This window comes from Maridesulfovibrio sp., from assembly GCF_963676065.1.
Taxonomy (GTDB): Bacteria; Desulfobacterota; Desulfovibrionia; order Desulfovibrionales; family Desulfovibrionaceae; genus Maridesulfovibrio.
Map to the genome: position 1 here is coordinate 1,498,819 of NZ_OY780933.1, position 25,421 is coordinate 1,524,239.

At 48.9% G+C, this 25,421-nt stretch carries 27 protein-coding genes; 15 read left to right on the forward strand and 12 right to left on the reverse strand.

What is annotated here, in order from left to right; translation table 11 throughout:
* On the forward strand, positions 1-810 hold the full coding sequence (locus ACKU35_RS06595; RefSeq protein ID WP_319764294.1) for a sugar phosphate isomerase/epimerase family protein: 810 nt from the start codon (positions 1-3) through the stop codon (positions 808-810).
* 21 nt (positions 811-831) lie between these two features.
* Here ACKU35_RS06595 and ACKU35_RS06600 read toward each other — a convergent pair whose 3' ends face one another.
* Genes ACKU35_RS06600 through ACKU35_RS06610 form a run of 3 tightly spaced genes read right to left on the reverse strand, consistent with a single transcriptional unit; the run spans position 832 to position 2,443 of the window.
* Entirely contained in the window at positions 832-1,386 is a 555-nt protein-coding gene (locus ACKU35_RS06600; protein WP_319764296.1) for an HDIG domain-containing metalloprotein, read from the reverse strand.
* 23 nt (positions 1,387-1,409) lie between these two features.
* Entirely contained in the window at positions 1,410-1,733 is a 324-nt protein-coding gene (locus ACKU35_RS06605) for an AzlD domain-containing protein (RefSeq protein ID WP_319764298.1), read from the reverse strand.
* Positions 1,733-2,443, reverse strand: a complete 711-nt coding sequence (locus tag ACKU35_RS06610; RefSeq protein WP_319764300.1) for an AzlC family ABC transporter permease — start codon at positions 2,441-2,443, stop codon at positions 1,733-1,735. The genes ACKU35_RS06605 and ACKU35_RS06610 overlap by 1 nt, the downstream gene beginning before the upstream one ends.
* Before the next feature lie 136 nt (positions 2,444-2,579).
* Between ACKU35_RS06610 and ACKU35_RS06615 the strand changes: the two genes are divergently transcribed.
* Complete coding sequence (locus tag ACKU35_RS06615) at positions 2,580-4,010, forward strand: PLP-dependent aminotransferase family protein (protein WP_319764302.1); 1,431 nt, start codon at positions 2,580-2,582, stop codon at positions 4,008-4,010.
* Positions 4,011-4,073: 63 nt separating this feature from the next.
* On the opposite strand, the gene ACKU35_RS06620 is transcribed toward ACKU35_RS06615, so the two are convergent.
* The gene (locus ACKU35_RS06620; RefSeq protein WP_319764304.1) at positions 4,074-4,619 is read right to left on the reverse strand and encodes a tetratricopeptide repeat protein; all 546 of its coding nucleotides are present in this window, start codon (positions 4,617-4,619) and stop codon (positions 4,074-4,076) included.
* Positions 4,620-4,750: 131 nt separating this feature from the next.
* Between ACKU35_RS06620 and ACKU35_RS06625 the strand changes: the two genes are divergently transcribed.
* The 3 genes from ACKU35_RS06625 to ACKU35_RS06635 all read left to right on the forward strand — a co-directional run bounded on the left by ACKU35_RS06625 (position 4,751) and on the right by ACKU35_RS06635 (position 8,105).
* Positions 4,751-5,332, forward strand: a complete 582-nt coding sequence (locus ACKU35_RS06625; protein ID WP_319764306.1) for a hypothetical protein — start codon at positions 4,751-4,753, stop codon at positions 5,330-5,332.
* 23 nt (positions 5,333-5,355) lie between these two features.
* On the forward strand, positions 5,356-5,835 hold the full coding sequence (locus ACKU35_RS06630) for a hypothetical protein (protein WP_319764308.1): 480 nt from the start codon (positions 5,356-5,358) through the stop codon (positions 5,833-5,835).
* Positions 5,836-5,954: 119 nt separating this feature from the next.
* On the forward strand, positions 5,955-8,105 hold the full coding sequence (locus tag ACKU35_RS06635) for a Tex family protein (RefSeq protein WP_319764309.1): 2,151 nt from the start codon (positions 5,955-5,957) through the stop codon (positions 8,103-8,105).
* A gap of 205 nt (positions 8,106-8,310) precedes the next feature.
* On the opposite strand, the gene ACKU35_RS06640 is transcribed toward ACKU35_RS06635, so the two are convergent.
* The 4 genes from ACKU35_RS06640 to cbiQ form a co-directional block, all read right to left on the reverse strand.
* The gene (locus ACKU35_RS06640; protein WP_319764311.1) at positions 8,311-8,646 is read right to left on the reverse strand and encodes a restriction endonuclease; all 336 of its coding nucleotides are present in this window, start codon (positions 8,644-8,646) and stop codon (positions 8,311-8,313) included.
* Between the two features lie 206 nt (positions 8,647-8,852).
* Positions 8,853-9,248, reverse strand: a complete 396-nt coding sequence (locus ACKU35_RS06645; protein WP_319764313.1) for a hypothetical protein — start codon at positions 9,246-9,248, stop codon at positions 8,853-8,855.
* Between the two features lie 17 nt (positions 9,249-9,265).
* Positions 9,266-9,970: an ABC transporter ATP-binding protein gene (locus tag ACKU35_RS06650; protein ID WP_319764315.1), complete on the reverse strand. Its 705-nt coding sequence runs from the start codon at positions 9,968-9,970 to the stop codon at positions 9,266-9,268.
* The gene (gene cbiQ / locus ACKU35_RS06655; RefSeq protein WP_319764317.1) at positions 9,967-10,740 is read right to left on the reverse strand and encodes a cobalt ECF transporter T component CbiQ; all 774 of its coding nucleotides are present in this window, start codon (positions 10,738-10,740) and stop codon (positions 9,967-9,969) included. The genes ACKU35_RS06650 and cbiQ overlap by 4 nt, the downstream gene beginning before the upstream one ends.
* 138 nt (positions 10,741-10,878) lie before the next feature.
* Between cbiQ and ACKU35_RS06660 the strand changes: the two genes are divergently transcribed.
* Positions 10,879-11,559: a methyltransferase domain-containing protein gene (locus ACKU35_RS06660; RefSeq protein ID WP_319764319.1), complete on the forward strand. Its 681-nt coding sequence runs from the start codon at positions 10,879-10,881 to the stop codon at positions 11,557-11,559.
* Between the two features lie 72 nt (positions 11,560-11,631).
* A complete protein-coding gene (locus ACKU35_RS06665; protein WP_319764321.1) occupies positions 11,632-12,156 on the forward strand; it encodes a shikimate kinase in 525 nt (174 codons plus the stop codon).
* 40 nt (positions 12,157-12,196) lie between these two features.
* Here the strand turns inward: ACKU35_RS06665 and ACKU35_RS06670 are convergent, their stop codons facing one another.
* On the reverse strand, positions 12,197-12,973 hold the full coding sequence (locus ACKU35_RS06670) for an arginine deiminase family protein (protein ID WP_319764323.1): 777 nt from the start codon (positions 12,971-12,973) through the stop codon (positions 12,197-12,199).
* A 12-nt stretch (positions 12,974-12,985) separates the two neighbouring features.
* Positions 12,986-13,444: a hypothetical protein gene (locus tag ACKU35_RS06675; protein ID WP_319764325.1), complete on the reverse strand. Its 459-nt coding sequence runs from the start codon at positions 13,442-13,444 to the stop codon at positions 12,986-12,988.
* A gap of 193 nt (positions 13,445-13,637) precedes the next feature.
* Here ACKU35_RS06675 and ACKU35_RS06680 point away from each other — a divergent pair, with 193 nt between their 5' ends.
* From ACKU35_RS06680 to ACKU35_RS06700, 5 genes are all read left to right on the forward strand, one after another.
* A complete protein-coding gene (locus tag ACKU35_RS06680) occupies positions 13,638-14,402 on the forward strand; it encodes a glycosyltransferase family 2 protein (protein ID WP_319764326.1) in 765 nt (254 codons plus the stop codon).
* Between the two features lie 2 nt (positions 14,403-14,404).
* Positions 14,405-16,120: a tetratricopeptide repeat protein gene (locus tag ACKU35_RS06685; protein WP_319764328.1), complete on the forward strand. Its 1,716-nt coding sequence runs from the start codon at positions 14,405-14,407 to the stop codon at positions 16,118-16,120.
* Positions 16,121-16,147: 27 nt separating this feature from the next.
* Entirely contained in the window at positions 16,148-17,434 is a 1,287-nt protein-coding gene (locus tag ACKU35_RS06690; RefSeq protein WP_319764329.1) for a DUF401 family protein, read from the forward strand.
* 47 nt (positions 17,435-17,481) lie between these two features.
* Positions 17,482-17,991, forward strand: coding sequence for a peptidylprolyl isomerase (locus ACKU35_RS06695; RefSeq protein ID WP_319764331.1), 510 nt, complete (start codon positions 17,482-17,484; stop codon positions 17,989-17,991).
* A gap of 185 nt (positions 17,992-18,176) precedes the next feature.
* Positions 18,177-19,283 carry an HD domain-containing phosphohydrolase gene (locus ACKU35_RS06700; RefSeq protein ID WP_319764333.1) on the forward strand — a complete coding sequence of 369 codons (1,107 nt, stop codon included), beginning with the start codon at positions 18,177-18,179 and terminating at the stop codon, positions 19,281-19,283.
* Between the two features lie 8 nt (positions 19,284-19,291).
* Here the strand turns inward: ACKU35_RS06700 and ACKU35_RS06705 are convergent, their stop codons facing one another.
* The gene (locus ACKU35_RS06705; protein ID WP_319764334.1) at positions 19,292-19,975 is read right to left on the reverse strand and encodes a 4Fe-4S binding protein; all 684 of its coding nucleotides are present in this window, start codon (positions 19,973-19,975) and stop codon (positions 19,292-19,294) included.
* A gap of 146 nt (positions 19,976-20,121) precedes the next feature.
* Between ACKU35_RS06705 and ACKU35_RS06710 the strand changes: the two genes are divergently transcribed.
* The 3 genes from ACKU35_RS06710 to ACKU35_RS06720 all read left to right on the forward strand — a co-directional run bounded on the left by ACKU35_RS06710 (position 20,122) and on the right by ACKU35_RS06720 (position 24,367).
* Positions 20,122-21,597 (forward strand): STAS domain-containing protein, encoded by a 1,476-nt coding sequence (locus ACKU35_RS06710; protein WP_319764336.1) that lies wholly within the window; start codon positions 20,122-20,124, stop codon positions 21,595-21,597.
* A gap of 101 nt (positions 21,598-21,698) precedes the next feature.
* A complete protein-coding gene (locus ACKU35_RS06715; RefSeq protein WP_319764337.1) occupies positions 21,699-22,829 on the forward strand; it encodes an ABC transporter substrate-binding protein in 1,131 nt (376 codons plus the stop codon).
* Positions 22,830-22,861: 32 nt separating this feature from the next.
* Positions 22,862-24,367: a leucyl aminopeptidase gene (locus ACKU35_RS06720; protein ID WP_319764339.1), complete on the forward strand. Its 1,506-nt coding sequence runs from the start codon at positions 22,862-22,864 to the stop codon at positions 24,365-24,367.
* Between the two features lie 38 nt (positions 24,368-24,405).
* Here the strand turns inward: ACKU35_RS06720 and ACKU35_RS06725 are convergent, their stop codons facing one another.
* Positions 24,406-25,416 (reverse strand): asparaginase, encoded by a 1,011-nt coding sequence (locus ACKU35_RS06725; RefSeq protein WP_319764341.1) that lies wholly within the window; start codon positions 25,414-25,416, stop codon positions 24,406-24,408.
* Positions 25,417-25,421: the final 5 nt, after the last annotated feature.

Consider the following 25,421-nt stretch of genomic DNA (forward strand, 5'->3'; position numbering starts at 1 on the left):
ATGAGGCCTGAGTTTGAAACGTGTTTTGTAAATCTGCCTTTGCGCTATATTTATAATTCCCCGCATTATCTTGACTTTTTCATAGAAAATGCAATCCAGCCCGAGCTTGGACTGGATTGCCTCGGGGATGAGTGTTTGAGCATGGACTGGTTGATCTCAGTCAGGGACCGTATCCGCGAAGCCGGGTTGGGGTGTACTGTGCATCTGCCTTTTCTCGATCTCAAGCCGAGTAGTTTGAATCCGGCCATCCGCACCGCATCTATTGATACACTTCTTTCCGCTTTTGAACTCGCAAATTTTTTTGGCCCGAAGCGCATGGTCATGCATCCTTCCTTCACTTCATGGCTTGAACCGCCACTCTTTGAACGCTCCTATGCCAATTGTGTGGAAGGTATTTTGCGGCTGAGCAACTCATGGCCGGATCATCCACCGCTTTGCATAGAGAATACCTATGAATTTACTCCCGATGTAATTGCCCGGCTGGTTGCCGATCTTAATCGTGAGAACATAGGTATCTGCTTTGATCTTGGGCATTGGTTTTCTTTTTCCAAAGGCGCGGAGAATGACGACTTTGATGTCTGGTTTGATGCTTTTGCTCCCCACATCAAGCACATGCACCTGCATGATAATCACGGCAGCAAAGATGAGCATCTCGCCCTTGGGCAGGGAAGTATGAACTGGGAGCACATTGTTTCCCGCATCGCTGAACTGGACCCGCTGCCGACCTTCACCCTTGAGCCTCACAATGTGGATGACTTCACTTTGACCTATGCCTATTTCAGAGAGCACGTGGCTGCAAAATTATTCTAGACCGATTCTTCCGGCTCAGTTTTAATCAAGACCTACTTCCGGAGCGATACTAGTTACGGCCTCAATAGAAAGGGTGAAAAAATCTCCCAGTTCAAGTCCGACTTTGTCACATTCTTTGATAATTTCGCGGTCCACGCTGGCGGCGAAGGCCTTGGCTTTCATCTTTTTCTTAAGGCTTTTGGGCTTCATGCCGTTCATTTTTTCCGGGCGCATGAGCGCGTTGGCGTGGATAAGTCCGGTTACGGTCTCTCCGCAACGCAGGGCGAAATCGAAATCTGACTGCGGGGGTACACCGGTCATTTCACCGTTATGGGCGCGAATGGCCTGAATTGCTTCTTTCGGCAGTTTTCCTTCAAGCATTTCAGCGGCGATCAGGCCGTGCTTTTCAGGAGTTTCAGCGGTCTGGCTGTAATCAAGATCGTGCAGCAGACCGGTCATGGACCAGAGCTGTACATCCTGTCCCAGTTTTTCTGCCAGTGCTCCAAGTACGGCTTCGGATTCGAGGGAGTGCTGGATCAGGTTTTCTTCCGTTACATTTTCTTTGAGCAGTTCAAGTGCTTCATCTCTTGAGATCATTTTGAAATCCTTTTTTTAGGGAATTATAAAAAATAGCGTGCTGCGGCAACCAAACCCATGCCGATAGCCACTGTGCCGAAGAAATTGCGGGTGAACATAGCTACGGCAAAGGTCGGCAGTGCCACCCATAAATAAATGTTGCTGAAGCTAAGATCAATAGTTCCTTCTGGAGCGAGCAATGAGGGGGCCAGCAGGGCGGAAAGGACCGCCGTGGGCACGTAGGAAAGCCATTTAACCACGATGGGTGGCAGGTCGCGTGAACTAAGGGCCATTGCCGGAAGCATGCGCGGGATATAAGTAACCGCCATCATACCGAAAAGTGTATAAAGTATTGTCTGCTGGTCCATTATTTATTCCCCCATTTTAATGCCGCGCCAAGGGTCGCCCCGATCAGGGTGGCGATGATTACATTCCACTGCCCGGCCCCGGTCAAAGTCAATGCGGTTGACAAAAGCCCGGTAATTATTCCGACAACGACGTGGCTCTTATCCTTGATCTGAAAGATCAGCAGGGCAATGAACATTGCCGGCAGTGCGTAATCGAGACCCATTGGCTTTACGTCGCTTATGAGCGTGCTTGAGAAAATGCCCAGAACGGTTCCGCCAACCCAAGCAAGTTGCGCGATTGAATTGATCAGAAAAGTCTCGCCCTTGTGCATGTCGCCGTTGGCAAATCTGGTGGAATGTACGGCAAAACTTTCGTCCGTAAGCTGGAAAGTGAATCCGGCCAGTTCCATTTTGCTCCATTTTTTAAGATACGGGGAAAGAGCCGCGGACATGAGCATATGTCGCAGGTTGACGATGAAGGTGGTGAGAATCACCGTAAGGGAAGATGCGCCGGACGCGATAAGGCTAACCGCGATAAATTGAGCTGACCCCGCAAAGACTATCAGCGACATGAGCACGGTGTTATCTATGGAAAGACCAGATTTACGGGCCAGCACCCCGTAGGCGAAGCCCACAGGCAGATAGCCCAGTACGATGGGCAGAGCCTGTTTGAATGCCGCTGCCAGCGAATCTTTTGGTTTTATTTTTTGGGAATTCATGACCGATTCCACGGTTACCTCCGGCGTAATTAAATTTCAACAACAGATTTTTGATTTACTTGTCAGTCTACATAAAATCTGACATCAGTACAGATACAGATTTTATAAATATAGACCATAACAGATGGCGAGAATGAGGGTAGAGTATATGAATCTGGACAGTTCAGACAGTCAGTACAGATACAAAAAAGTGGAGCAGGAACTTTCAAAACATATTGAAGCCGGGGATCTTGTGCCCGGTGATAAGCTACCGTCCCTGCGTCAGATGAGCAAAACCCTCAAAGTCTCCATTTCAACTGTTTCCCACGCTTACGAAGAGCTTGAAAAACGCGGTCTGATCGAGTCTCGGCCCCGCTCCGGATACTACGTGCGCAGTGAATTTAGAACTATTCCCACCCCGCAGATTACGACCATCCAGAAGCTTGAACCACATCTGGTTACCAAGAACAAGCTGATTCGGACCGCCCTTGAAACAGTGGGGAATAAAAACCTGCTTCCGTTGGGTGTGGTTTGTCCAAATGCAGAGCTGCTGCCGACCCGGCAACTGAGCAAGATCATGACCAGTGTTATCCGGGATAATCCCTATGATACCGCCAGCTATGAAATGATACCCGGCAACCTCGACCTGCGCAGGCAGATAGCATTCCGTTCAGTGGATTGCGGGTCGAACGTTACCGCCGGTGAATTGGTCATTACTACCGGAGCCATGGAGGCCTTGTATATTTCCCTTCGCACTCTGACCCGCCCCGGTGATCTGGTACTTATCCAGTCGCCGTCCTATTACTGCTTTCTACAATTGGTGGAAAATCTGGGACTGCGGGCAATTGAAATCCCTTCCTGCCCGGACAAGGGCATAAACCCGGACCGGGTTGCTGAAATTGTCCGTACTTTTGACATCAAGGCTTGTATCTTCTCTCCTAATTTCAATAATCCAGACGGTAGCCTGACTTCTAATGACCGCAAACGCAAGATTGTTAAAATCCTAGCGGACCACAAGGTGCCGCTGGTAGAGGATGATGTCTACGGGGAGATCTATTTCGGTGATTCCCGGCCCCGCACCTTCAAATCTTATGACCGATCCGGCGGGGTGCTGCTTTGTTCATCTTTCTCAAAGACCATTGCCCCCGGATACCGGGTCGGCTGGTTGGCACCGGGCCGATATCTGGAAAAGGCCCTCGAGATCAAAGCCACGACCAATGTTTCCTGTGTAGCCGTCACTCAGATGGCCATCGCCCGTTACCTGCGCGAAACTCTTTATGACCGTCATCTTAAGAAGCTGCGTGCGGCCATGAAGGACCAGATGCAGAAGATGCGTGCAGAGATTGGGCTCGCTTTCCCTGAAGGCTCCAAGGTAACCAGTCCTAAGGGCGGCTCGGTTCTTTGGGTGGAGCTGCCTGAAGGAAAAGACGGGGTTGAACTTTTTTTCAAGGCCCGTGAAGAAGGTATCGGAATAGTGCCCGGAACAGTTTTTTCTCCGCAGGATGTTTTTTCAAACTACATCCGCCTTTCCAGCGGAGCACTCTGGAGTGCTGAGATTCAGGCCGGAGTACGCCGTTTAGGAGAGCTGGCAGCGCAATGATTATTGCCGGGATCAGCGGTACTCCAGCTTAATCTTGTCGTGAAAACGGTCAGTCGTTTCTCATTAAGCTGTCGCCGATGTTTCTTCGATGATTTTTTCTACCATATCGGCGGCGTCATCTATTGATGCTTCGGGGTCTGCTTCTATCAGGGCTATTTGAAGGTTGATTTCACGTTGCAGGGTGATGTTTTCAGGGTCGAAATATAGTTTCCAGACCGGCACAGCCTTTTTCCCCGCACCGGCGCGGCATAACACCAGCCCAAGGTAAAGATAGGAGAAATTATCCTTGCCGAGTATACGGATAGCCCTTTCAAATTCCACTTTGGCCTGAATGTATTTCTCGATCTTGTACAGGCAGTGACCGTATCTCTTGCGGGCATCAGCGTTTTGCGGTTCTGTTTTTATGAATTCACAGTACTTGGCTGCGGCTTCTTCATAACGGCCGTTTTCGTATGCCACATTGGCTTCGGCGAGAGTATCGAGATTCAGCTCTTTGGCGGCAATGGGCTTGGCCGCACTTTGCGGCTGCTCCCGATCTTCTTTTTTCCTGAATCCGCCGAACAGGAATCCTCTTCTGGAAAGTTTTTGGGCCTTCTTTTTACCGGACATTTTTTCCTCCGCATTGAAAAATTGCTGGAGTGTAACGATAAACGCTGTGAACGCCAAGCTTATTCAGGTCCTATGGACATATGCCCCCAGCCGGGATAAAATAGGGCAATTCTATAAAATATGAGGTAGTCATGAAAAAATTATTGATGCTTCTGGTTTTTTGCCTCCTCTGTGTTTCCTGTACCCGTGCTTATAGCTACACAACTCCATTTGATACCGGAGGTAAGGTTTATAAACTGGCATTGTTGCCTTGGCATACAACGACCATGAATTTTGATTTTAAGTACCGCTGGCGCATGACCCAGTCTTTGCTGAACGCCTGTAAAGAGGCCGGAGCCTTTGAATTGAAATGGTCTACGTATGCAGTGAACGGCGGTGATGTTGAGATTTTGAATAATATTCGCAAATCCGGCTTGTGGGAACGTCGCAAGTATGGAAATTATTATCCGGTTGTTTCCGAAGTCCGGTCCGCTCTCACGGGAGTGGATGCTGATCTGGCCTTGCTCTACGATATATCTGCGGATAATGCCATGAGGGACGATGCTTCCATGGCTGATTCCCGCAGTGATTTTATTCGGCTTTTCCTTGTGGATGTGAAGACCGGGAAGGTAATTGTCGAGTTCGTACGTACCGACTTCATGCACAACGGGGCCACCGTAGATATAAAATTGGTCAACCTGCGTGCTTTCAGCAAATGGCTTTTGAATAAGTAGTCTGATCTCAAAGGAGTTTTATTGTGTTTAAAAGATTATTTTTTCCGGTGGTTCTTTGTCTTACGCTTCTTTCCGCTTCATTGGCTTTTGCCGGTGAGATGAACATCAAAGGCTGGGAAAAAGGCAGTGAATATGACAATCTTTACGATAACACCGACCGTGATGTTTTTAAGGGAACACTGGTTGATATTGAAAATATCACGCCTATGGACGGTATGGCTGAAGGAATCGCAGTTCTTGTGAAAGACAAGGAAGACGGCGAGGAAGTGCTGGTGCATCTCGGCCCCAAGGACTTTGTTGAACCGCGTATCAAGGATTTACGTCCCGGCGTGCGGGTAAAAGTCTACGGCGTGCTGATTGAACTCAATGGCGAGTATGAATATATGGCTGCCAAGCTCAAGGCAGGTGAGGAGCGTAAATACAAGTTTCGCCTGACCAAGGACGGTACCCCTTTCTGGTCCCTTTCTCCTGAAGCATTGAAAAAAGAAGAATCCGGTATGTAATATATGTGCCTCCGTCAGCAGGGAATAGATTCTTTTTGGTAAGTTTCTCAGATTCTTGCAGATTTGTCGGGGGCATTCTTTTTTAAAAAAGCGCTAAGCGCATCAAAGTAAATCCTTTTATGAATTCCAAAAATATATCCCGTATCTCGTCTGAACTGAGTATTCCCGATAAAAGCGTAAAGGCGGTGGCCGCTCTTCTTGATGAAGGAGCTACCATTCCTTTTATTTCACGTTACCGTAAAGAGGCGACCGGCAGCCTTGATGAGGTGGCGGTAGCTGCTATCAGTGATCTTTTTGAAAAACTTAAAGAGCTGGATAAACGCCGCGAGACAGTACTGAAATCCATTGATGAGCAAGGCAAGCTTGATGACGACCTGCGTAGAAAGATAGAATCAGCAGAAAATATGCGTCAGCTTGAGGATTTGTATCTGCCATACAAGCCTAAACGTAAAACAAAAGGACAGGCTGCGGTCCAGAAAGGATTGGAGCCGCTGGCTTATAAAATTTTTGCCCAGAAATGTGATCCCGAGCAGGAAGCACAGGCTTTTGTTGTGCCGGCAAAAGGCGTGGAGTCCGTGGACGAAGCTTTAGCCGGGGCACGGGATATTATCGCTGAAAAGATTGCTGAGAACACAGTCACCCGCAGTGCGATACGTTCTTTGTTTGAACGCAGGGCGGTGATTGAATCCAAACCGACCAAAGCCGCGCTGGCCGAAGAGAACGAGGACAAAGCATCCAAGTTCAGGGATTGGTTTGATTGGCGTGAATCTGCGAAAAAAGCGGCCGGGCATCGCATTCTGGCCTTGTTTCGCGGGGAGCGGGATAAGTTTTTGAAAGTTACCATCCGTCCAGAAGAGTCAGAAGGACTGGATATTCTGCACCGTAAGCTGGTCCGCTCCCGCTCGGCAGTTTCCAAGCAGGTGGAAATGGCGGCAACGGACAGTTACAAGAGGCTGCTGGCTCCGCAGATGGAGACAGAGTTGCGCGGGGTGCTGCTGGAAAAGGCCGAGACTGAGGCGATCAATATATTCGCCGCCAACCTGCGTGAAATTCTGCTTTCACCTCCTCTTGGTGGTAAGCGGGTACTGGCCCTTGATCCGGGATTCCGCACCGGCGCCAAACTGGTCTGCCTTGATGCGCAGGGAACCCTGCTGCATAACGAAACCATCTATCCCGTGACATCAGAGGGTAAAAAGAAAGAAGCCGCGCGGATAGTTACCTCGCTGGTCAAAAAATATGACATTGAAGCCGTCGCAATCGGTAACGGTACCGCCGGACGGGAAACCGAGCAGTTTGTAAAAGAACTGGGCCTTCCTCAATCCATTCAGGTGATCATGGTTAATGAATCCGGGGCCTCGGTTTATTCCGCGTCTGAAATAGCGCGTGAGGAATTTCCGGACTATGACATTACCGTTCGCGGGGCTGTTTCCATCGGACGCAGGCTCATGGACCCACTGGCTGAACTGGTCAAGATTGATCCCAAGTCCATCGGCGTGGGGCAGTATCAGCATGATGTGGACCAGAAAGGGCTGGCGGAAAGTCTGGGCCGGGTTGTGGAATCCTGCGTTAATCTGGTCGGCGTTGAGTTGAACACGGCCAGTGCAAGGTTATTGCAGTCTGTTTCAGGACTGGGACCGGTGCTGGCATCCAATGTAATTAAATTTCGTGACGAGAACGGACCTTTCGGCTCGCGTCGGGATTTGCTCAAAGTCCCCCGGCTTGGTCCTAAGGCTTTTGAGCAGTGTGCTGGGTTTCTGCGAATTCGCGGGGCTAAAAATCCACTGGACGGAACAGCCGTACACCCGGAGCGTTACAAGGCCGTGGCCGGAATAGCCAAAGATCTCGGGGCGGACGTGAGTGAACTGATCAAGTCCGCTGAGCTGCGGTCCAGGGTGAGGCTGGAAGATTATGTTTCAGATGATCTGGGGCTGCCCACTCTTAAAGATATCATGAAGGAACTGGAAAAGCCGGGTCGAGATCCGCGTAAACAGTTCGAGGCCGTGCAGTTCGATGATTCCGTAAAGGAAGTTTCAGACTTACAGGAAGGCATGATCCTGAACGGCATCGTGACCAATGTCACCGCTTTCGGGGCTTTTGTTGATATCGGAGTGCATCAGGACGGTCTGGTTCATATCAGCCGCATGGCAGATGAATTTGTGCGTGATCCGGCGACGGTAGTTCATCCGGGGCAGGCCCTGAAAGTAAAAGTGCTGGAGGTCGATATTCAGCGCAAAAGAATATCGCTCAGCATGCGCGGGTCTGACATGTAGGAATCTCTCCTGCGGTCAGCGCAGGTTTTATTCAGGGCGTTTTATTTAAAAAAGTGTAAACCAATTAACCCGCAATATCTCAAGAGATATTGCGGGTTTTGATTGAAAGCTGTTTTTTAAGTCCAAATGCGAAGCTGATTAAAAAAGTTTGAGATTTTTAAACCCTTTTCAAAGGGTTTAAAGCCCTCGGCAGAGCTGCCAGTGGCTAAAGTCCCGGCAGAGTGAGGTAACTCTTTTCGATCTGACGTCTCTTTCGCTTTTGGATGGTTTTGGGATGAACTCCGAAGCGGAAGCGGCGCAGTACGCATTCCTTTTCTTTGCATTCGCGTATGGCCTGACGGTCGCCGACAGTACAGGCAAGACAATGCCTGCGTATGGCTCTGATACAGGTACGCTGTGATTCTTCGGTTTTGGGTCCGCGCAATTCATAAAGAGAGCAGTCGCTGTCCTCACATTCCCTTACAAGCTGCGGGCTGCCGCCCATGCACCACAGGCAGTATGCCCGTATGGACTGATGAGGATTTCTTTTCCGTTCGCTCAATTGATTCTCCATTTTTCGCGGCTTGAATTTAATGGGGCGCAATTGTTGCCGTGGGCCGCGAAAGCCCATCTTTACGTAAATTGGGCTTAAAAATAAAGAGCCGATCTACTTTGGGATTAAGTTTTTTGCAACTCTTTTAAAGATTAAAAAAAAGGCGCATCCTGCTTTTGTGGATACGCCTTTTGCTTTTGTTGCATCTGTATTAATTACTTATCTTTTTTCTCAAAAATTATAGTGACTTCGCGTTTGCCCCAATCTTTTGCCGCCTTGGTATCGAGTCCCATATAGATGTCTATTTTATTGGTCCAGCGTTTATTCATTTTGTCTTTGATCAGATATTCACCGGAAAGACCTTCAATTTTGACCTTTGTGTCATGGGTCAGCCCCTTTGCGATCAGGTCTCGGGATACGGCGATGCATTTCATGCCCGGCTTAAGCTCATCGCCCCATGCGCCGAGAAAAGGATGGGCGGAAGTCTGATCCACATGTGAAGTGTAGGCCGTGGATGTTACTTTCATGGTTACCGCGTTATCGTCGCCAATGCAGCCTGAAAAGAGAAAGAGAGCGGCTATGATCAGTACCAGATTACATAATTTGTTCATTGTGATTCCTGTCTGTTTTACGGCTGGAATTCGCACCGTCCGTAATCGTTATTATCTTTGAAATTTGAAGCCTCGCGTAAAATTGTTCCCCTGTTGCACGAGTATTCCATATCCGTAACCTGTACCAGAAAATCAAGATCATGTGAAACGACCAGCATGGCTATATCAAGCGAATTAAGGATCTCGATCAGCCTCTTGCGCATGGTCGGGTCCAGATCATTGGTGGGTTCGTCAAGCACCAGCGCCTGCGGTTCCATGGCTAGAACCGTGGCCAGAGATACCAGCTTTTTTTCTCCACCGGAAAGACGGTAGGAAAGCCGGTCTTCGTATCCTGAAAGTCCCAGTGTGCAAAGGGTGTATGAGGCTATTTTGCGGGCTTCTTCCGGGGATTTACCCAGATTTAGCGGACCGAAAGCCACGTCTTCCAGCACGGTGGGGCAGAACAGCTGATCATCGGCCTGCTGGAAAAGCAGCCCCACGCCCTTGCGCAGTTCACGAAAATCTTCTTCGGTTTTTATTTCCCGGTTCATATAACGGATCTGCCCGGACTGCGGCTTAAGTAAACCCATTATGATATGCAGCAAGGTTGTTTTGCCGGAACCGTTGTGCCCGGTCAGTCCTATTTTTCGGCCCGGTTCAAGGGCAAAATCTACGTTTTTGAGGACTTCATTTCCGGGATAGGAAAAATTAATCCCGTGCAGGGAAAATATGGTCGAACTCATAGCAGAACCTCGATTTTATTAAACTCAAGAAAAATAAAAAGAATGATGCAGCATGTGGTGGCGGTCAGCAACAGCAGGTCTTTTCTGCCCGTGCGGTAGCTGTTCAGGGTATAAAATGTGCCTCTGAATCCTCGGCAGAGCATGGCCTGCCAGACTCTGTGCGCACGGTCCAGACTGCGTACCAGAAGCATGCCCATGAGCCATGCATAAGTGCGGTAGGTGCGTATATTTGTACCGGGGCAGAACCCGCGCATGGCGGCGGCCCTGCGCATACGGGTATACTCTGTTAGCATCACATGCACATAGCGCCAGCTGAAAAGGAGCAGGCGGCACAATTTATCCGGTAATTTCAGGGATTGCATACCCGCGCCGAGAGTCTGCACCGGCATGGTGGAGATCAGGGCGGTCATGGTGAGAACTATCCCGTTTGATTTCAAGGTTATGATCGCAGTATAGATGATTCCTTCCAGTGTGGCGGTAAAGGGGCCGATGTTGAAAACAGGTTCCCCTGGCCTGGAAAAGGGCAGGAACAGCCATAGAAAAAGAATGAAAAAATTTATGAGCAGCAATCGTTTAAGCAGGATTTTAAAATTCAGCCGGGCGAAAATTGCGAAAATCAATCCCGTCGCTAAGACGCTGCCTGCCGCCGCAAGATTTGTTACCAAGGCTCCGGTAAGTGAAAAGAAGAATGCACAGGCCAGCCTTAATCCGGGATGCATGGTGTGGATGATCGAGGTGCCGTAGGCAAACTGTTCAGTAATCTGTTCCAAAATAATCTCCTGATTTCGGCTTATCCGAGTAGCACGCATCCACATTTCATGCAATTTTAAACAACTCTTGAGCTGAGTGCGTTATGCGGATATATCCCTTTTGTCTTTAGAAAATTAACAATTCTCCGGAAGGTCCGCATGAGCAGAAATGATGAATTAAAAAAAATTGTCGCCGAGGTGGGGAAAGACCTGATCTGGCGGCCCCTTCACGACTTTGAACAAACCCGTCTTGCCGATGGCGTCGGTGAAGATATCGATGGAATAGATCCTGAATTCAAGGACCTTGATTTTTCCGGCAAGAGCGTCTGTGATCTTGGTTGTAATCTGGGCCATTTCTCATTTTATGCCAGTGAACACGGGGCAAGGGAAGTCGTCGGCTATGACATTGAACCCAAGGTTGTAAGCGGAGCTGAAAAGCTGGCTGCGCTTTATTCCGTAGACAATGTCGAGTTCAGGCTTTGCAACTTCGCTTATGACGCGCCGGAGAGGACTTTTGATCTGGGCATGCTCATAGATATCCTCGGTAAGGTGAATATTGCCAAAGGGCATATGGTCGCCATCCTTCAGGGGCTGGAAAAACGCAGTGAATCTGAAATGCTGCTTACTTTCCGTCCTGAATATTATGTGGAAAAGCATTTCGGAGTTACAATTGAAAGCTTTCTGGAATTGTACCCGCAGGCGGTTATTAAAGATGGTCTGTTCAGTCTGTTGGATTTCGCGGTGAATCTTTTCTCCGCAAAATGGGAGCTGGCTTATCTTTCCAAACCGCATCCCGAGGATGAACAGTATAAACGCACTGTTTATTTTAAGCGCAGGTAGGCTTGCCCCTTTCGCGCAAATGATTAGTTAATAATCTGCTCGGATTCTGGATTGATAATACAAGGAATTGAAATGGATAAAGAATATATAGAAATGGTTGATGTCGAATATCAGGTGGAAGAAAAAGATAAGAAAAATGTTTACGTGCCGGGCATGGCCAAAGACATGATCATAGGCGGACGTGATTCCGGAAATGTTTTTCTATTTTGTCTTAATGATGAATTGCGCAAATCCATCGCAGCACAGGTGGCCGAAAAGCTGGAACGGGAATTTGTTGTTGTCAGCCGCAGCGACGGTAACCCGGTTCTGGAGAAGCTTGCCGCCGGTGACAATCAGATAATCAGCCTGCCGCGGGGAGCCGCAAAATCAGCAAAAATCCGCGAACTGCTCAAAAGCAACGGCAAAGTCATATTCATAATGTGCGACTTTACGGCTCTGTTGGCCGCTTCCGACGGTTCCGAAGATGCGCGTGAGCAGATTTCACTCATGCTTAACCGTTTTGAACCCAGCTTCATGGAAGCGGCTCACCACATTGTGCGGTCCGATCAGAGTGAAGAAGAAATCCTGCAGGATGTTCTGGATAAAATAGCCATATAAGCGGGGCAACTCCCGATAGGGAGAAGCCCCTTTGAAATTGCTACCAGCGTAAAGATAAGCAGGTTAACCCGCCATCCATTTTGCGGAATTCAGACATATTGATAAAATCCGGTGTAAAACCGTTTTTATCAAGCAGCTCCGCTGTACGGGGGAACCCTTCGGGGGCGAGCAGGCTGTTGCCGAGATAGAGGCAGTTGGCGCTGTATTCTTCACCTTCGGGAACGATGAGCTTTTTGAATCCTGAGAATTCTTCACGCTTGGCAAAACGGGCGCTCATGAGCAGCGTTTCCTGATCAAGAGCGGAGACTTCTGTCTTCAGGTGCGGCATGCCGTTAGTAAATGGCACTGGTACTGTTTTGTAGCCGAATTCTGCTGCTGCCGCGGTAAACTGTTCACATCCTTCAGCATTGGTGCGGCTGTCGATGCCTACATAAAATGTTTTACCCATGAGCAGAACATCGCCGCCCTCCATTAAACCATTACCTTCCATACGGATTATCCGGTCGGTTTCGGCTGCGAGGGCAGCTTCTATCTCGTCCACTTCACCACGCCGGGACTTTGCTCCGGGGCAGGTCAGGAAGGCTGCTGTGCCGTTTTCGTGCGGGATCATGACTGCGGTATCTTCCACGAATACTGAATCCGGGAATTTCTCTACCGGAGGCAGCACAGTCACTTTGATCCCGGCCTGAGTGAAATATTCAATGTAATTTTTGTGCTGAGCAGCAGTAAGTTCCATATCCGGACAGCCCAGACCGGCTTCGGTCAACCCTTGCCCAAGGGATTGCGCCGGTGTTCTGACTATTATTTTACTGAACATTTTTTTAGTCCTTTACTGAATTATGGAGTCTTTCTTTTTCTGCTCTTCGGCAATGAGTGTCAGTTTAGAGCGGATATAAGCGCTGGCAATGTTGCCTGCTTCATCGTTCTGGGTGGGCGCAAAGGCGGAGATGTCTTCGGCGACTTGCTTTTCCATGCGTTCCGATTCCATGAACATGATATAGACCAGCACAAGCGCGGAATCGTTGTCGGGAGTACCGCTGCATAGTTCCTCGATCTGGTCGCGGGGAACGGTTTCCATCAGCCGGTCAACAAACATGCCTGCCCATTTATCATACAGATCGGTGATGGGCGGGATCATGGATTTGATGTTGCGGACCGCGCCTTCGTCGATATTGGGCATGGTCATGGCTATAAATTCGCCTAATGCATCCTGCCTTGCTTCTTCGTCGGCAGTGCATTTATCCATTATGATTTTATAGATATATTTTTTGATTTCCGCTTCTTGCATTTAAAATCCCCTATGCTGAAAATTTCTGTAGAAAAGTTGCTGCTTGATTACTAGAAAGAGGGGACGCAGGCAACATCTGCGGTTTCCTAAACTTGATTAGGCTCGGGCTTTGGTGGTACTCAATTGCCTTTGTCGATAAATTCCTATGCGAAATATAAATAACAGGCAGTTAATTTCAGGAGAGAACCGGTAAATGGTTAGTGATAAGAAAGTTGTGATGGTTATGCCCGCTTATAATGCGGCAACCACTTTGAAGAAGACTCTGGATGAATTGCCTGCAGGAGTGGTGGACGAAATTCTGCTGGTCGACGACTGCAGCCGTGATGATACTGTTTCGCAAGCAGAGCAGTTGGGCCTCAAAACCATTGTTCACGGCTGTAATACCGGGTACGGCGGAAATCAGAAAACCTGCTACCGGACCGCTCTTGAAATGGGCGCGGATGTGGTGGTTATGGTTCATCCTGATTATCAGTACACACCGTTGATTATCTCAGCTATGGTTTCGCCCATCGCCAACGGGGTGTTTGACTGCATGCTCGGCTCAAGGATTCTGGGAACCGGTGCGCGTAAAGGCGGCATGCCGCTCTACAAATATATTTCCAACCGGGTGCTGACATGGTTCCAAAATTTGATGGTTGGCTATCATCTTTCTGAATACCACACCGGATACCGGGCTTTTTCCCGTGAATTGCTGGAAGTAATTCCTTTTGATGATAACAGCGATGATTTTGTTTTTGATAACCAGATGCTCTGTCAGATTATATATTCCGGGTATGATATCGGGGAAGTGACCTGCCCCACCCGCTATATGGATGACTCTTCTTCCATCAGCTTTGCCCGTTCGGTTAAATATGGACTGGGAGTACTGCGCTGTTCCAGCGAGACATTGGGACATCGACTGGGCTGGATTAAAAGTGATTTTCTGAAAAACGTACCCAAAAGAAAACAGGCTGTTTGATCATGAGTGCTGCGAAGGCTGGTAATGAAATGAAGAAAGCGTTGATCGCGGCGGCGATACTGTCCGTGCTGGTGCTTATAATTTATGGACAGTGCGGAGGTTTCGAGCTGGTTACTTACGATGACACCAGCTATGTAACCAACAACCAGCGTGTCATGCAGGGGATTTCAGCAGAGAATATCGGCTGGGCTTTCAGCTCGTTCCAGCTTTCAAACTACCATCCGCTGACAGTTGTTTCCCATATGCTCGATACCACCCTGTTCGGTGATTCCGCTGGGGCGCGCCATCTGGTTAATGTTTTTCTGCATATCTGCAATGTGCTGCTGCTTTTCTTTTTTCTGCTCAAAGCGACAGCAAAACAGGATAAAGACGGATTAATCCCATCTTTTTTTGTGGCCGCACTTTTTGCCGTGCATCCGGTTCATGTGGAGTCTGTCGCATGGGTTGCAGAGCGCAAGGACGTGCTTTCCACCTTTTTCTGGCTCAGTGCCATGCACAGCTGGCTTGGCTTTGCTAAAGAAAAAAAAGCGGCATCCTACGGGCTTACTTTTTTCTTTACCGGTCTCGGAATTTTGGTCAAACCCATGGTGGTTACTCTGCCTGCCGCTCTGGTACTGCTGGATATCTGGCCGTTGAACCGAGTTGATTTTTCCAAAAAATTACTGGCGCAACTGGGTAAACTTATTGCTGAGAAGCTGCCCTTATTTGCCCTTTCCGTGTTGTCCTGTGTTTTGACTGTAATGGCGCAGCAGGGCGGGGGAGCCATGCAAAGCGTGCAATCCTTCCCCTTGAGCCTACGTATCTCCAATGCTCTTGTTTCATGGGTGGCCTATCTTGGGGAGCTTGTCGCACCGATCAATCTCGCTGTCTTTTATCCTTATCCGCATGATATCCCGCTCTGGAAGCCGCTGCTTGCCGCTTTGTTACTGCTTGCCGTTTCAATTGCTGTAGTCCGGTTTTTCAAGAAATTTCCCCTCGGTGCGGTGGGCTGGTTCTGGTATCTGGGAACCCTCGTGCCGGTGATAGGACTGGTGCAGGTGGGTGATCAGTCCATGGCGGACCGGTATGCCTATATCCCCTTTATGGGGATTTATATGGTCCTGGCTTTCGGAGCAGCCCGTCTGGTACGTGAGGGGCGTGTGCCCGGAAAGGCCGTCACCGTATTGGGCTCAATTCTGGTAGCGGTGCTGCTGACTGTGGCCTACACCCAAGCCGGGTATTGGAAAGATAGTAAAGCCCTCTACACCCGCGCGCTGGCAGTTACCGAAAACAATCATCATATGCATTACAATTACGGCAACCTGCTGGAACGGGAAAAGGATCTCACCGAGGCTGCAAAGCAGTTCAAGGCCGCGATCGAGGCAGATCCTTCCCACTATAAAGCCATGAGCAGCCTTGCCGCCATTCTCAGCCGCAAGGGCGATCTCTACTCCGCCCTAGACCTCTATCGGCGTTCTTTACAGATAAAACCTGATTACGCCACAGCTTTGGGTAACCGGGGAATTGTTTATATGAAGCAGGGTAAATTTGAAGCGGCACTTGCCGATATTAAAAGAGCACAGCAGCTGGAGCCGAAGCAGGTTAACCACATGATTAACATGGGACTGCTTTATTACATGCGTGGTGATAACCGACAGGCCAAAGAATGGTTGCGCAGAGCTCTACAGATTGATCCTGATAACAAAATCGCACGCAAAAATCTGGTTTTGATTCCCTAATCTGTTTATTGGTATTCGGGGTAAAAAATGGAAATTTTTCATAACTTTCTTCCTCTTTTTAAAGTTCTATTCGTATTTATCTGCATGCTGGCCGGTATCAGGCTCAAACTCGGAGTGGGACCGTCTATTCTGCTCGGGGGAGGAGTTCTGGCTCTTCTAACTTCCATGGGCGTCCCGGAGGTTATCGAAGTCGGAATTCAGGCTCTGCTGGATGAGCAGACAATTTTTCTGGCTTTGATAGTGGCTTTGATCATGATTCTGTCCGGCCTGCTGGAGCGAACAGGGCAGGCAGGAAGAATAATGGAGTCACTGTCCGGATATCTCAGAAGCCCCCGCTTACGGCTTGTGTTCTTTCCGGCACTTATCGGTCTGCTGCCCATGCCCGGCGGGGCCATCTTTTCCGCGCCAATGATTCAGGAAGCCGCAGAAGGACTCGATGTGAGCGGTCGTGACAAGGTGGTCATAAATTACTGGTTTCGGCATGTATGGGAGCTTTCATGGCCTCTTTACCCGGGCATGATACTCGCTGCCTCTTTGTGCGGAATGGGTATCTTTAAGTATCTCAGCTATACTTTTCCGGGCACGCTTGCCTGTATAGGACTCGGATATTTTTTCTATCTGCGGCCTTCGGTGCTGCCTTTGCGCGAAACCGTTGGTGAGTCCGGTTTTTCCGCGAATAAGCGTGATTTCAAAAAAGTGATTAAGGAAGGACTGCCGCTTATTGTAGCCATTGTAGGCGCATTCTTTTTTGAAACACTGCTTAGTTTAATTTTCACGGGAGTTCCTTTTGAGATCGGGATTGTTCTGGCTTTGCTGGGAGCTATTTTTTGCTCCATGTTCGCTAATGTCGGTTCAATGCAGATTATCCGGAATGTGCTTTTTGAAAAACGGTTCCTGAACATGATTTTCATGATTCTTTGTGTTTTTGTGTTCAAGGATATTCTTGGCTCAAGTGGTGTGGTGAGCGAACTGTCCCGTGTGGCAGGAGGCGAGGCCGCACTTATTGCCGCGGCCATGTTTATACCCTTTCTGGTCGGTTTTATCGCCGGGATTACCATGGCCTTTGTCGGTGCTGCTATGCCGCTGGTGGTTGGACTTGTACAGGCTGCCGGACTGCAGGATCAACTTCCGGCATGGGCTGTGCTCTGTATGTTCTGCGGCTTTTCCGGAATAATGGCCTCACCTCTTCATATCTGTTTTTTACTGACCTGCGAGTATTTCAAGGTGGATATGGTGGTGGCGTGGAAAAAGGTTGTCATTCCCAGTTTGATGCTTATGTTGCTCGGAGTGGCGTACTTTCTTGTTTTATTGTAGATGAAAATCCCCGTTGAGGGTAAGATAAAAAATCGGAGGAATTAAATATGTCCAATCCCATGGTACTGATGGAAACACCTGAAGGTGAAGTCCTGATTGAACTTTTTGAAAAAGAAGCCCCCAAAACAGTAGAAAATTTTCTGCGCTACGTTGATGAAGGTTTTTATGAAGGAACTCTTTTTCACCGTGTTATCAATAACTTCATGATTCAGGGCGGCGGTTTCGACTTCTCCATGAAAGAGAAAGATACTTTTGAGCCGGTTGAGAATGAAGCTGACAACGGCCTTAAGAATGAAGTAGGAACTCTGGCCATGGCCCGTACTATGGACCCACACTCCGCAACTTCACAGTTTTTTATTAATGTGAAGGATAACGGTTTTCTTAATCACAGCGGCAAAAATCCTCAGGGTTGGGGCTACTGCGTATTCGGTAAAGTCATCGACGGCATGGAAGCTGTTGAAAAAATTAAGAAAGTAAAGACCGGTTCTTACGGACCCATGGATGATGTTCCGGTTGATCCTATCAGCATTATTTCCATGAAGCGTTTTGAAGATTAAAGATTTTTTGCTGTTATTATGTCTTTTAAGGTGCCGGAAAGTTTAACTTTTCGGCACTTTTTTTTGGGTCATGGCTCAGGATGCAACTTTTAGAATAACAGTTTTAAATATATTGTTTTTTTGCTATGTCTTTATGCAAGTGGTCGAATTAGTAATTGCAGGGTAAAAATGATCAGGGGTAACCATTGGATAATTCTGAATTAACCATCCTCGTTATTGATGATGAAGATTTTGTAAGGGAAACAATCAGCGACTATCTCAGCGATTCCGGGTTTAATACCATTGATGCCCGTGACGGAGAGGAAGGGATTGAGATTTTTAAGCGGGAAAATCCCGATGCGATTTTGGTAGATCTTAATATGCCCAAGGTTGACGGGTTCGGGGTTATTGAGCAGGTAACCAGCGACAGTCCCGATACCCCTATAATTGTTGTTTCCGGTGCCGGGCTCATTCAGGACGCCATCAAAGCGGTCCGTCTTGGTGCTTGGGACTTCGTTACCAAGCCCATTGTTGATCTTAGCATTCTGGAGCATGTCCTCGGCCAGGGGCTTGAGCGGGCCGGCTTGATTAAAGAAAACCGCCGCTACAAGGAACATCTTGAAGCCGAGGTGGAAAAAAGGACCAGAGCTCTGCGCCATGAGGTTAAAGTCAGGCGCGAGGCTCAGGATGCTCTGATGGCTATACAGGACGAGGTGATTGAAACTCAGAAGGAAGTCATCCTCACTCTTGGCGAAGTGGTCGAAACACGTTCCAATGAAACTGCAAACCATGTGCGCAGAGTGGCCGAATTCTCTTACATACTGGCCCGCCGTTACGGATTGTCCGAAGAGGAATCAGAGCTGTTGCGTCTCGCATCACCCATGCATGATGTCGGCAAGATAGGTATCCCGGACACCGTTTTAAACAAGCCCGGCAAGCTGACTCCTGAAGAATTTGATCTGATCAAGACCCACACAACAATCGGGCATGATATTTTAAAGCATTCCGAGCGCCCTATTTTCAAGGCCGCGGCAATAGTTGCTTATGAGCACCATGAATGGTGGAATGGAAAAGGCTACCCCCGCGGTCTTTCCGGTGAAGAAATAAATGTTTACGGGCGGATAATAGGTATTGTTGACGTCTTTGACGCTCTGTGCAGTGACCGGATTTATAAGAAGGCATGGCCCCTTGAAAAAATTAGGGATTATTTTGCAGAGAGTAAGGGTAAACAGTTCGATCCGCATCTGACCGATTTGTTTTTTGCTAATATGGATGAAATTCTTGAATTACGGCGAACTTTTCCCGACGGTTAGCCCTACGGTCATTTATTCTTAAGTTTATCCACCAGCAAAGGGGCAGGATGTTTTTTATTGCGGGCAAGGCGCAACGCTTCCTTGCGGCATTTGTTGGTGCACACACCGCAGCCCATGCATTTTCTGGGATTGATGCGCATACGCTTGTCGCGTAGATTCATGGCTCCAAACGGGCAATATTCCATACACTGACCGCAACCGATACATTTATTCGGGTCCACCACGGCAATGTAGCCGGCCGGAATCAGTTTAGGACCTTTGCCATGTTCGCTTCCCACAGTGGCGCAGCAGTCCTGACAGCAGTTGCAGATGGCGTAGAACTTTCCGGATTCGCATTCCTTGAAATAAATATAATGCACATGACCTTTCGCATTTTTTGTTTCCAAAATTCTTATAGCTTCTTCTTCATTTATGCGTCTGGATTTGCCCAGATTGTCATTGATTGCGCGGGAAGCATAAGGTTCGCCTGCGCAGATGCATACTTCCGCCATGGAAGAGGACGTCTTTTCCGATGTCGGGCAGAGAGATTCAAAAAGCACAATGCAGTTTCTATCGCCGCACACCGGATTTCCCGGCGCGGGTTCATCGCTGATCACCATTGCTTTAAGCAGTTTGATCGCTTCTTTTGTAGGTATGAGTTTGCCGTGTAACTTTTCGGCAACATCATCTTCAAAATTCAGCCTTTTTTTCATGATACTCCCTCTTATAGACATAATTACCAGAGCCGTAAAAAATAGTACAGTTTTTCCAGAAGCAACTTCACAATTCACTATGCTTATGTCTATGCTGGTCCCGAACCTGATAACATATTTATTGAGGGATTGAACAGGAGTTGCGAGTGGAAATAAGAGTGCGCAGACACGGGGATACTGTAGTTGTCAGTATGGGCGGAAGAGTGGATGCCTATGGCGCCGGGGAACTGGACAGGGCCTTGAAAAATGTCCTCGACGATGAAAAACTGGCTTGTATGGCTTTTGATATGGCTGATGTCCGTTATCTGAGCAGTGCCGGGATCCGATCCATTGTGCGGACTATGAAAATCCTGCGCAGCCGTAACGGGGCACTGGCTATCTGCGCTCTCTGCTTATATTGCCGCAACGTGCTTGATACAGCCGGAATGACTGGTTCACTGAATATTTTTCCCACCCGCAGTGAAGCCATGGGCTTTTTGCAGTCCGTGCACTGGGAGCGGCAGGCTCTTGAAAACTGGGATAGTATGGAAACAGCTGATTCACCCATCGGACGGTTCCGTTTTGTTCCCGGCGAAAACTCACCGGCAGACCTGAAAGTGATCGGATCTGTTGCCGATATATATCATTCCCGAATTGATGAATCCCGCATCTTTTCGCGTGGTTTTTCACAGACTGAGTATTCAATAGGTGTGGGAGGACTCGGCGAAGTTCCTGAAGATTATATGAAAGTGCTCGGCTCCATGATCACAATCGGAGGAACCATGGGGTGGCTGCCTACAGACGGGCATGACCTTGCTGATTTTTTGGTTCCGCGAAACGATACCGGGTCGGTGCTGATCCGTACTCCTTTTAATCTGACGCTTTCCGGTGCTTTCAATGAATACATAATGTTTGATTCCAGTGAGAAGGACGGCACTACGCTGGACCGCCTTTACCGTGGATTATTTTTGCTTTCCAGACGTCGCCGCCGGGATTTTAAAGGCGTGCTTGGTGTTGCCGCATGGATGCAGACAAGCGAGCTGCTGGCCGGAACCATGATGCGCTCTCCGGTACGCGAGTTTGCCCCGGAAAACAAAAGGGTGATCACCGATCCCTCCAACAGCGGGGAATGGTTCAAGCGCGATGTCTTACCCCGGCACCGGGATGTGAGCTGCCTGACCTGCGGGGTCGGGGTGGATCTTTCCTGTGATCTTTCGGTTTATGACCAGTCCGGTCTTTATGCCGCTTTTTATATTGATCCGGCTACGGCCGGGGATAGGGGCCATATCCTGAACAATCACGGGGCAGTTTTTGAGCAGGTACATATGCCGGAAAAAATGGTCTGCCTTGATAAAATGATTCAGGAAGTATCGTCTAAAGCTGAATTTAAGGATATGCGTAAATTGCGCGACAACACCCGCGTTACCCGTGCTTTTCTGGGAGTAAGCTATATTCAGAAATTGGTCCGGGACAGTGCGGGGTGGCGGGGAACGGAAATGCCGGTCAACCGGAACATAGCGGAAAAACGATATCGCGAAGAAGCTGAGTTTCCGCTTGTGCCTGAAAAACGTGAAGCTGAGTTGAGCAAATTTCAGAGATTTCTTGAAGCCCAGCAGGCCAAACTGGGAAAACAGCACAATTAAGCCTCTGTTTCTATAGATTACGGTTGCCTGATGTTTTATGTTGCGGGTAAAGAGGGCCTTGAAGATTAAATGCATAATGTTATGAATTTTTAGGAGGATATATGCGGTTGTATTTTGTGATTTGCCTGCTGGGCATGCTTCTCTTTCCGGCGCATGGTTTTGCCGGGGATAAGATAATCCGGGTAGGGGTGCTCTACAATCTGACCGGTAATATGGCCGCCATTGATCGGCCCGGACTTCTCGGTATGGAAATGGCCAAGGAGATTATCAATTCCGGCGGGGGGATTCTGGGCCGCAAATTGAGTCTTGTTATTTCAGACTGCCGTTCCGATCTTGATTCCGCCGCAATGGCTTCCGAAGCGCTGGCCGGGCAGAAGAATATGGTGGCGGTGATCGGCCTGAACGATACTGATTACGTAATGGCCGCGGCCCCCGCTGTCACGGCAAAAGATATCATCTTTATCACAGCCGGAGCTACCATGCAGAACCTGCCTTACATGTATGGTAAATATTTTTTTATGACTGCCTTCGGGGATAACATGCAGGCCCGCGCCGTTGCAAAGTTTGCCAAGCGCAGGCTCAATACTTCCAGCTGTTTTGTGGGTACGGATATCTCCAACGAGTTCACTAAGGTCCTTGCCAAGTATTTCAAGCGTCGTTACCGCAAATATGGAGGAACCATCGCAGATGAAGTCTGGTATAATTCCGGTGCTGCGAAATATCCCCTGCCGAAAGGTAGTGAAGATAAAACCGACTTGATTTTTATGTCTTCCGTTCCGCCCGATGCCCCCAAGTATATAACCGAGGTTCGCAAAGCCGGCTTTGATCAGCCTATTGTTTCCGGAGACGGTTTTGACACACCGGGACTGCATGATATCCCTGCTGAATATGCGCATTCCATTTATTTTGCCACCCACGTGGCTTATGATAATCCGGCACCCATGGTGCAGGAATTTGTGGACAGCTATGAGCATATGTTTGGTAACGGTCCGGAATCAGGATTCGCTGCTCTCGGGTATGATACGGTAATGCTGCTGGCTAACGCTATTGAAAAGGCTGGGGTGGATGATCCTGAAAAGGTGCGTGAATCCTTATCCAAAACGAAAGGATTCAAGGGCGTTACCGGAGATTTTTATTTCCCTGAGGGACTCAGGACTCCTATGAAAAGTGTGGATATTGTCAAATATGAGAACGGCACCTTTTCTTTTGTGGAACAGGTCAGCCCTAATTAAATATCATTTCAGCAAACGATATGGAGCAGTAAATGGAATTCAGCATAGTTAGAGAACAGGCCTCCGCATGGTCTGCGGATGCGGTTATTTTTTTTGCTTTCAAAGATGCGGACGAACATCTTTCCGGTTTTTCTTCATGGATGGCTACGGAAGCGGATTGGGTTGCCGGATCTCCTGCTCTAGGTGATTTCTCCGCTGAACTGGGCAGTTCTTCCGTCATTTACGGAAGTAGATCGTCCGTACAGCGGGTACTTGTTGTCGGGCTTGGTGAGGAAAAAGATTTCGGCGTGGAGCAATTTTTTCAGGCTGTAAGTTCAGCCCTGCGCAAATGTCGGGAGCTTAAATTTCGTACCGTAGGGGTGCCTTTAATTGCTTTTGAAGGCATCGCCCTTGAAGAGAAGCTGGTTCACTTCGTAGTCGCGGCTATTGAGGGACTGTATTCCTTTAATGAATTTAAATCCAAAAAGGATGACCTGAAAGAACTGCCGGAGACAGTACGTTTTTTGACCGAAGAAGAACCTCCAGCTTATCTTGAAGAAATGATTCTCAGGGGACAGGCAGTGGGACTGGGAATGGGGTACGCCCGCGATCTGGTCAATTTGCCGCCCAATGTTGCCACTCCTGTTTATCTTGCTGAAGAGGCCAAAAAACTTGCCAAGCAGTACGGGTTCAAATTCAAGGCCATGAAGCGCAAGGAGATCATCGATAAGGGCATGGGCGCTTATGCTTCTGTTTTTCGCGGCTCCAGTGATGAGCCCCGGATGATCACGCTTGAATATTGCCCTAAAGACCGTGAAGGGCAAAAACCGTTGGTTCTGGTAGGTAAGGGAGTTACCTTTGATACCGGGGGTATTTCCCTTAAACCCACCGGATTCATCGAAGATATGAAGTGCGATATGGCCGGGGCTGCTGCCATTTTCGGTTTTTTCCGGGCCATCGGTGAAATCAAACCTGATCTGCCTGTTGTGGGCATTCTGCCTTGTGCCGATAATATGCCGGATGCCTCTTCCACCCGTCCGGGAGAGGTGGTCACTTCATTTTCCGGCAAGACAATTGAGATTTTAAATACTGATGCCGAGGGACGTCTGCTGCTCTGCGATGCGCTTGCCTATTCCGCGCAGTTTGAACCGGCGGCGATTATCGACCTAGCCACCCTTACCGGGGGATGCATTGTTGCTTTCGGATGGGATGTGGCCGCGGTGATGGATAATTCCGCCTTTATGCAGAATCTGGTTGTTGAATCGGGTATGAGCGTAGGCGAAAGGTTCTGGCCTATGCCGCTCTGGGATATTTATAAGGAGGAGCTAAAGAGTGAAGTTGCCGATCTTAAAAATATCGGCTCCCGTGAAGGCATGACCATCCATGCCGGTATGTTCCTCAAAGAGTTTGTGCCCGAGAACACTCCATGGGCGCATCTGGATATCGCCGGACCGGCATGGCGTAAGAAAAAGACTCCGGCAGGATCAGCCGGGGGAACCGGGTTCGGAGTGCGTACGCTGGTGGAAATAGCGGAGCGCATCGATCTGGAAGATATGTAAGTTAAAACAAAAGGCCCGGTAAACCGGGCCTTTTCCATTTATACGCTTTCTTCTGTAAATATTTTTTTAATCTCATCGCGGGAGCATCCCGATCCCAGCAGCAGCTGCAGGAGCAGGGTCGCTTTCAATGCTGAGAGGGCGCCGGCGATGATGACCCCTTTCTGTTTAAGATTGGCGGCTCCTCCGGGGTAGGCGTAGATGGGCCAGACCCCGCCTTCAACACAGCGGGTACAGAGCACTACAGGGATTCCGGATTCTATGCATTTTTCAATTCCGGGGACAATTCCGGGAGGGGTATTTCCGGCTCCGAAACCTTCCAGCACGATTCCTTTCGCACCATTCTCAAGTAGACTTTCCAATATGGATGAATTCATGCCTGGATGGCAGCCCACCAGATGAACTTTATCTTCCATGGCTGTGACAGGAAAAGACAGGCGCGGTCTGCGGCCTGATTTTGCACGGGTCAGGATTACCGATTCACCGGCGATAAAACCGAGGCGTCCTGTATTCTGACCGATGAAGGGGTCAACATTCAGGGAGCTGGATTTGATGGCATTCTTGGCCGTGAAAAGTTTGTCGGCCATCTGAATGATGACATCGGTTCCCTGCGGCGGAGGCAGGAGGCAGGTGCGGACGGCGTCCACAAGGTTGCGTATGCCGTCATACCCGGCTTCATTGAAATAGCGCATCGATCCGGTAAGGATGACCGGTTTGGGTGAGCGCACGGTCAGGTCCAGCACGTATGCTGTTTCGGCCATGAGGTCTGTTCCGTGCAGGATTACCGTACCCAATACCTCTTCTTCGCTGAGAAAAGTTTCCACATCATTAGCCAGCTTTAGCATCCTTTCCGGGCACATGTGCGGGCTGGGAATATCCGACCAGAGGACGGGCCTGATTTTTATATCATGTCCGTCGGGGGTTACTTCATTAAGAAGTTTGGTGAAATTGTCATCCGGGACCACTCCTCCGGCTTCAGCATTTTCGCTCATGCCGATGGTTCCGCCTGTGAAGATGAGGACGATTTCGCCTGAAATATTATTTGAAGCCATCTTGT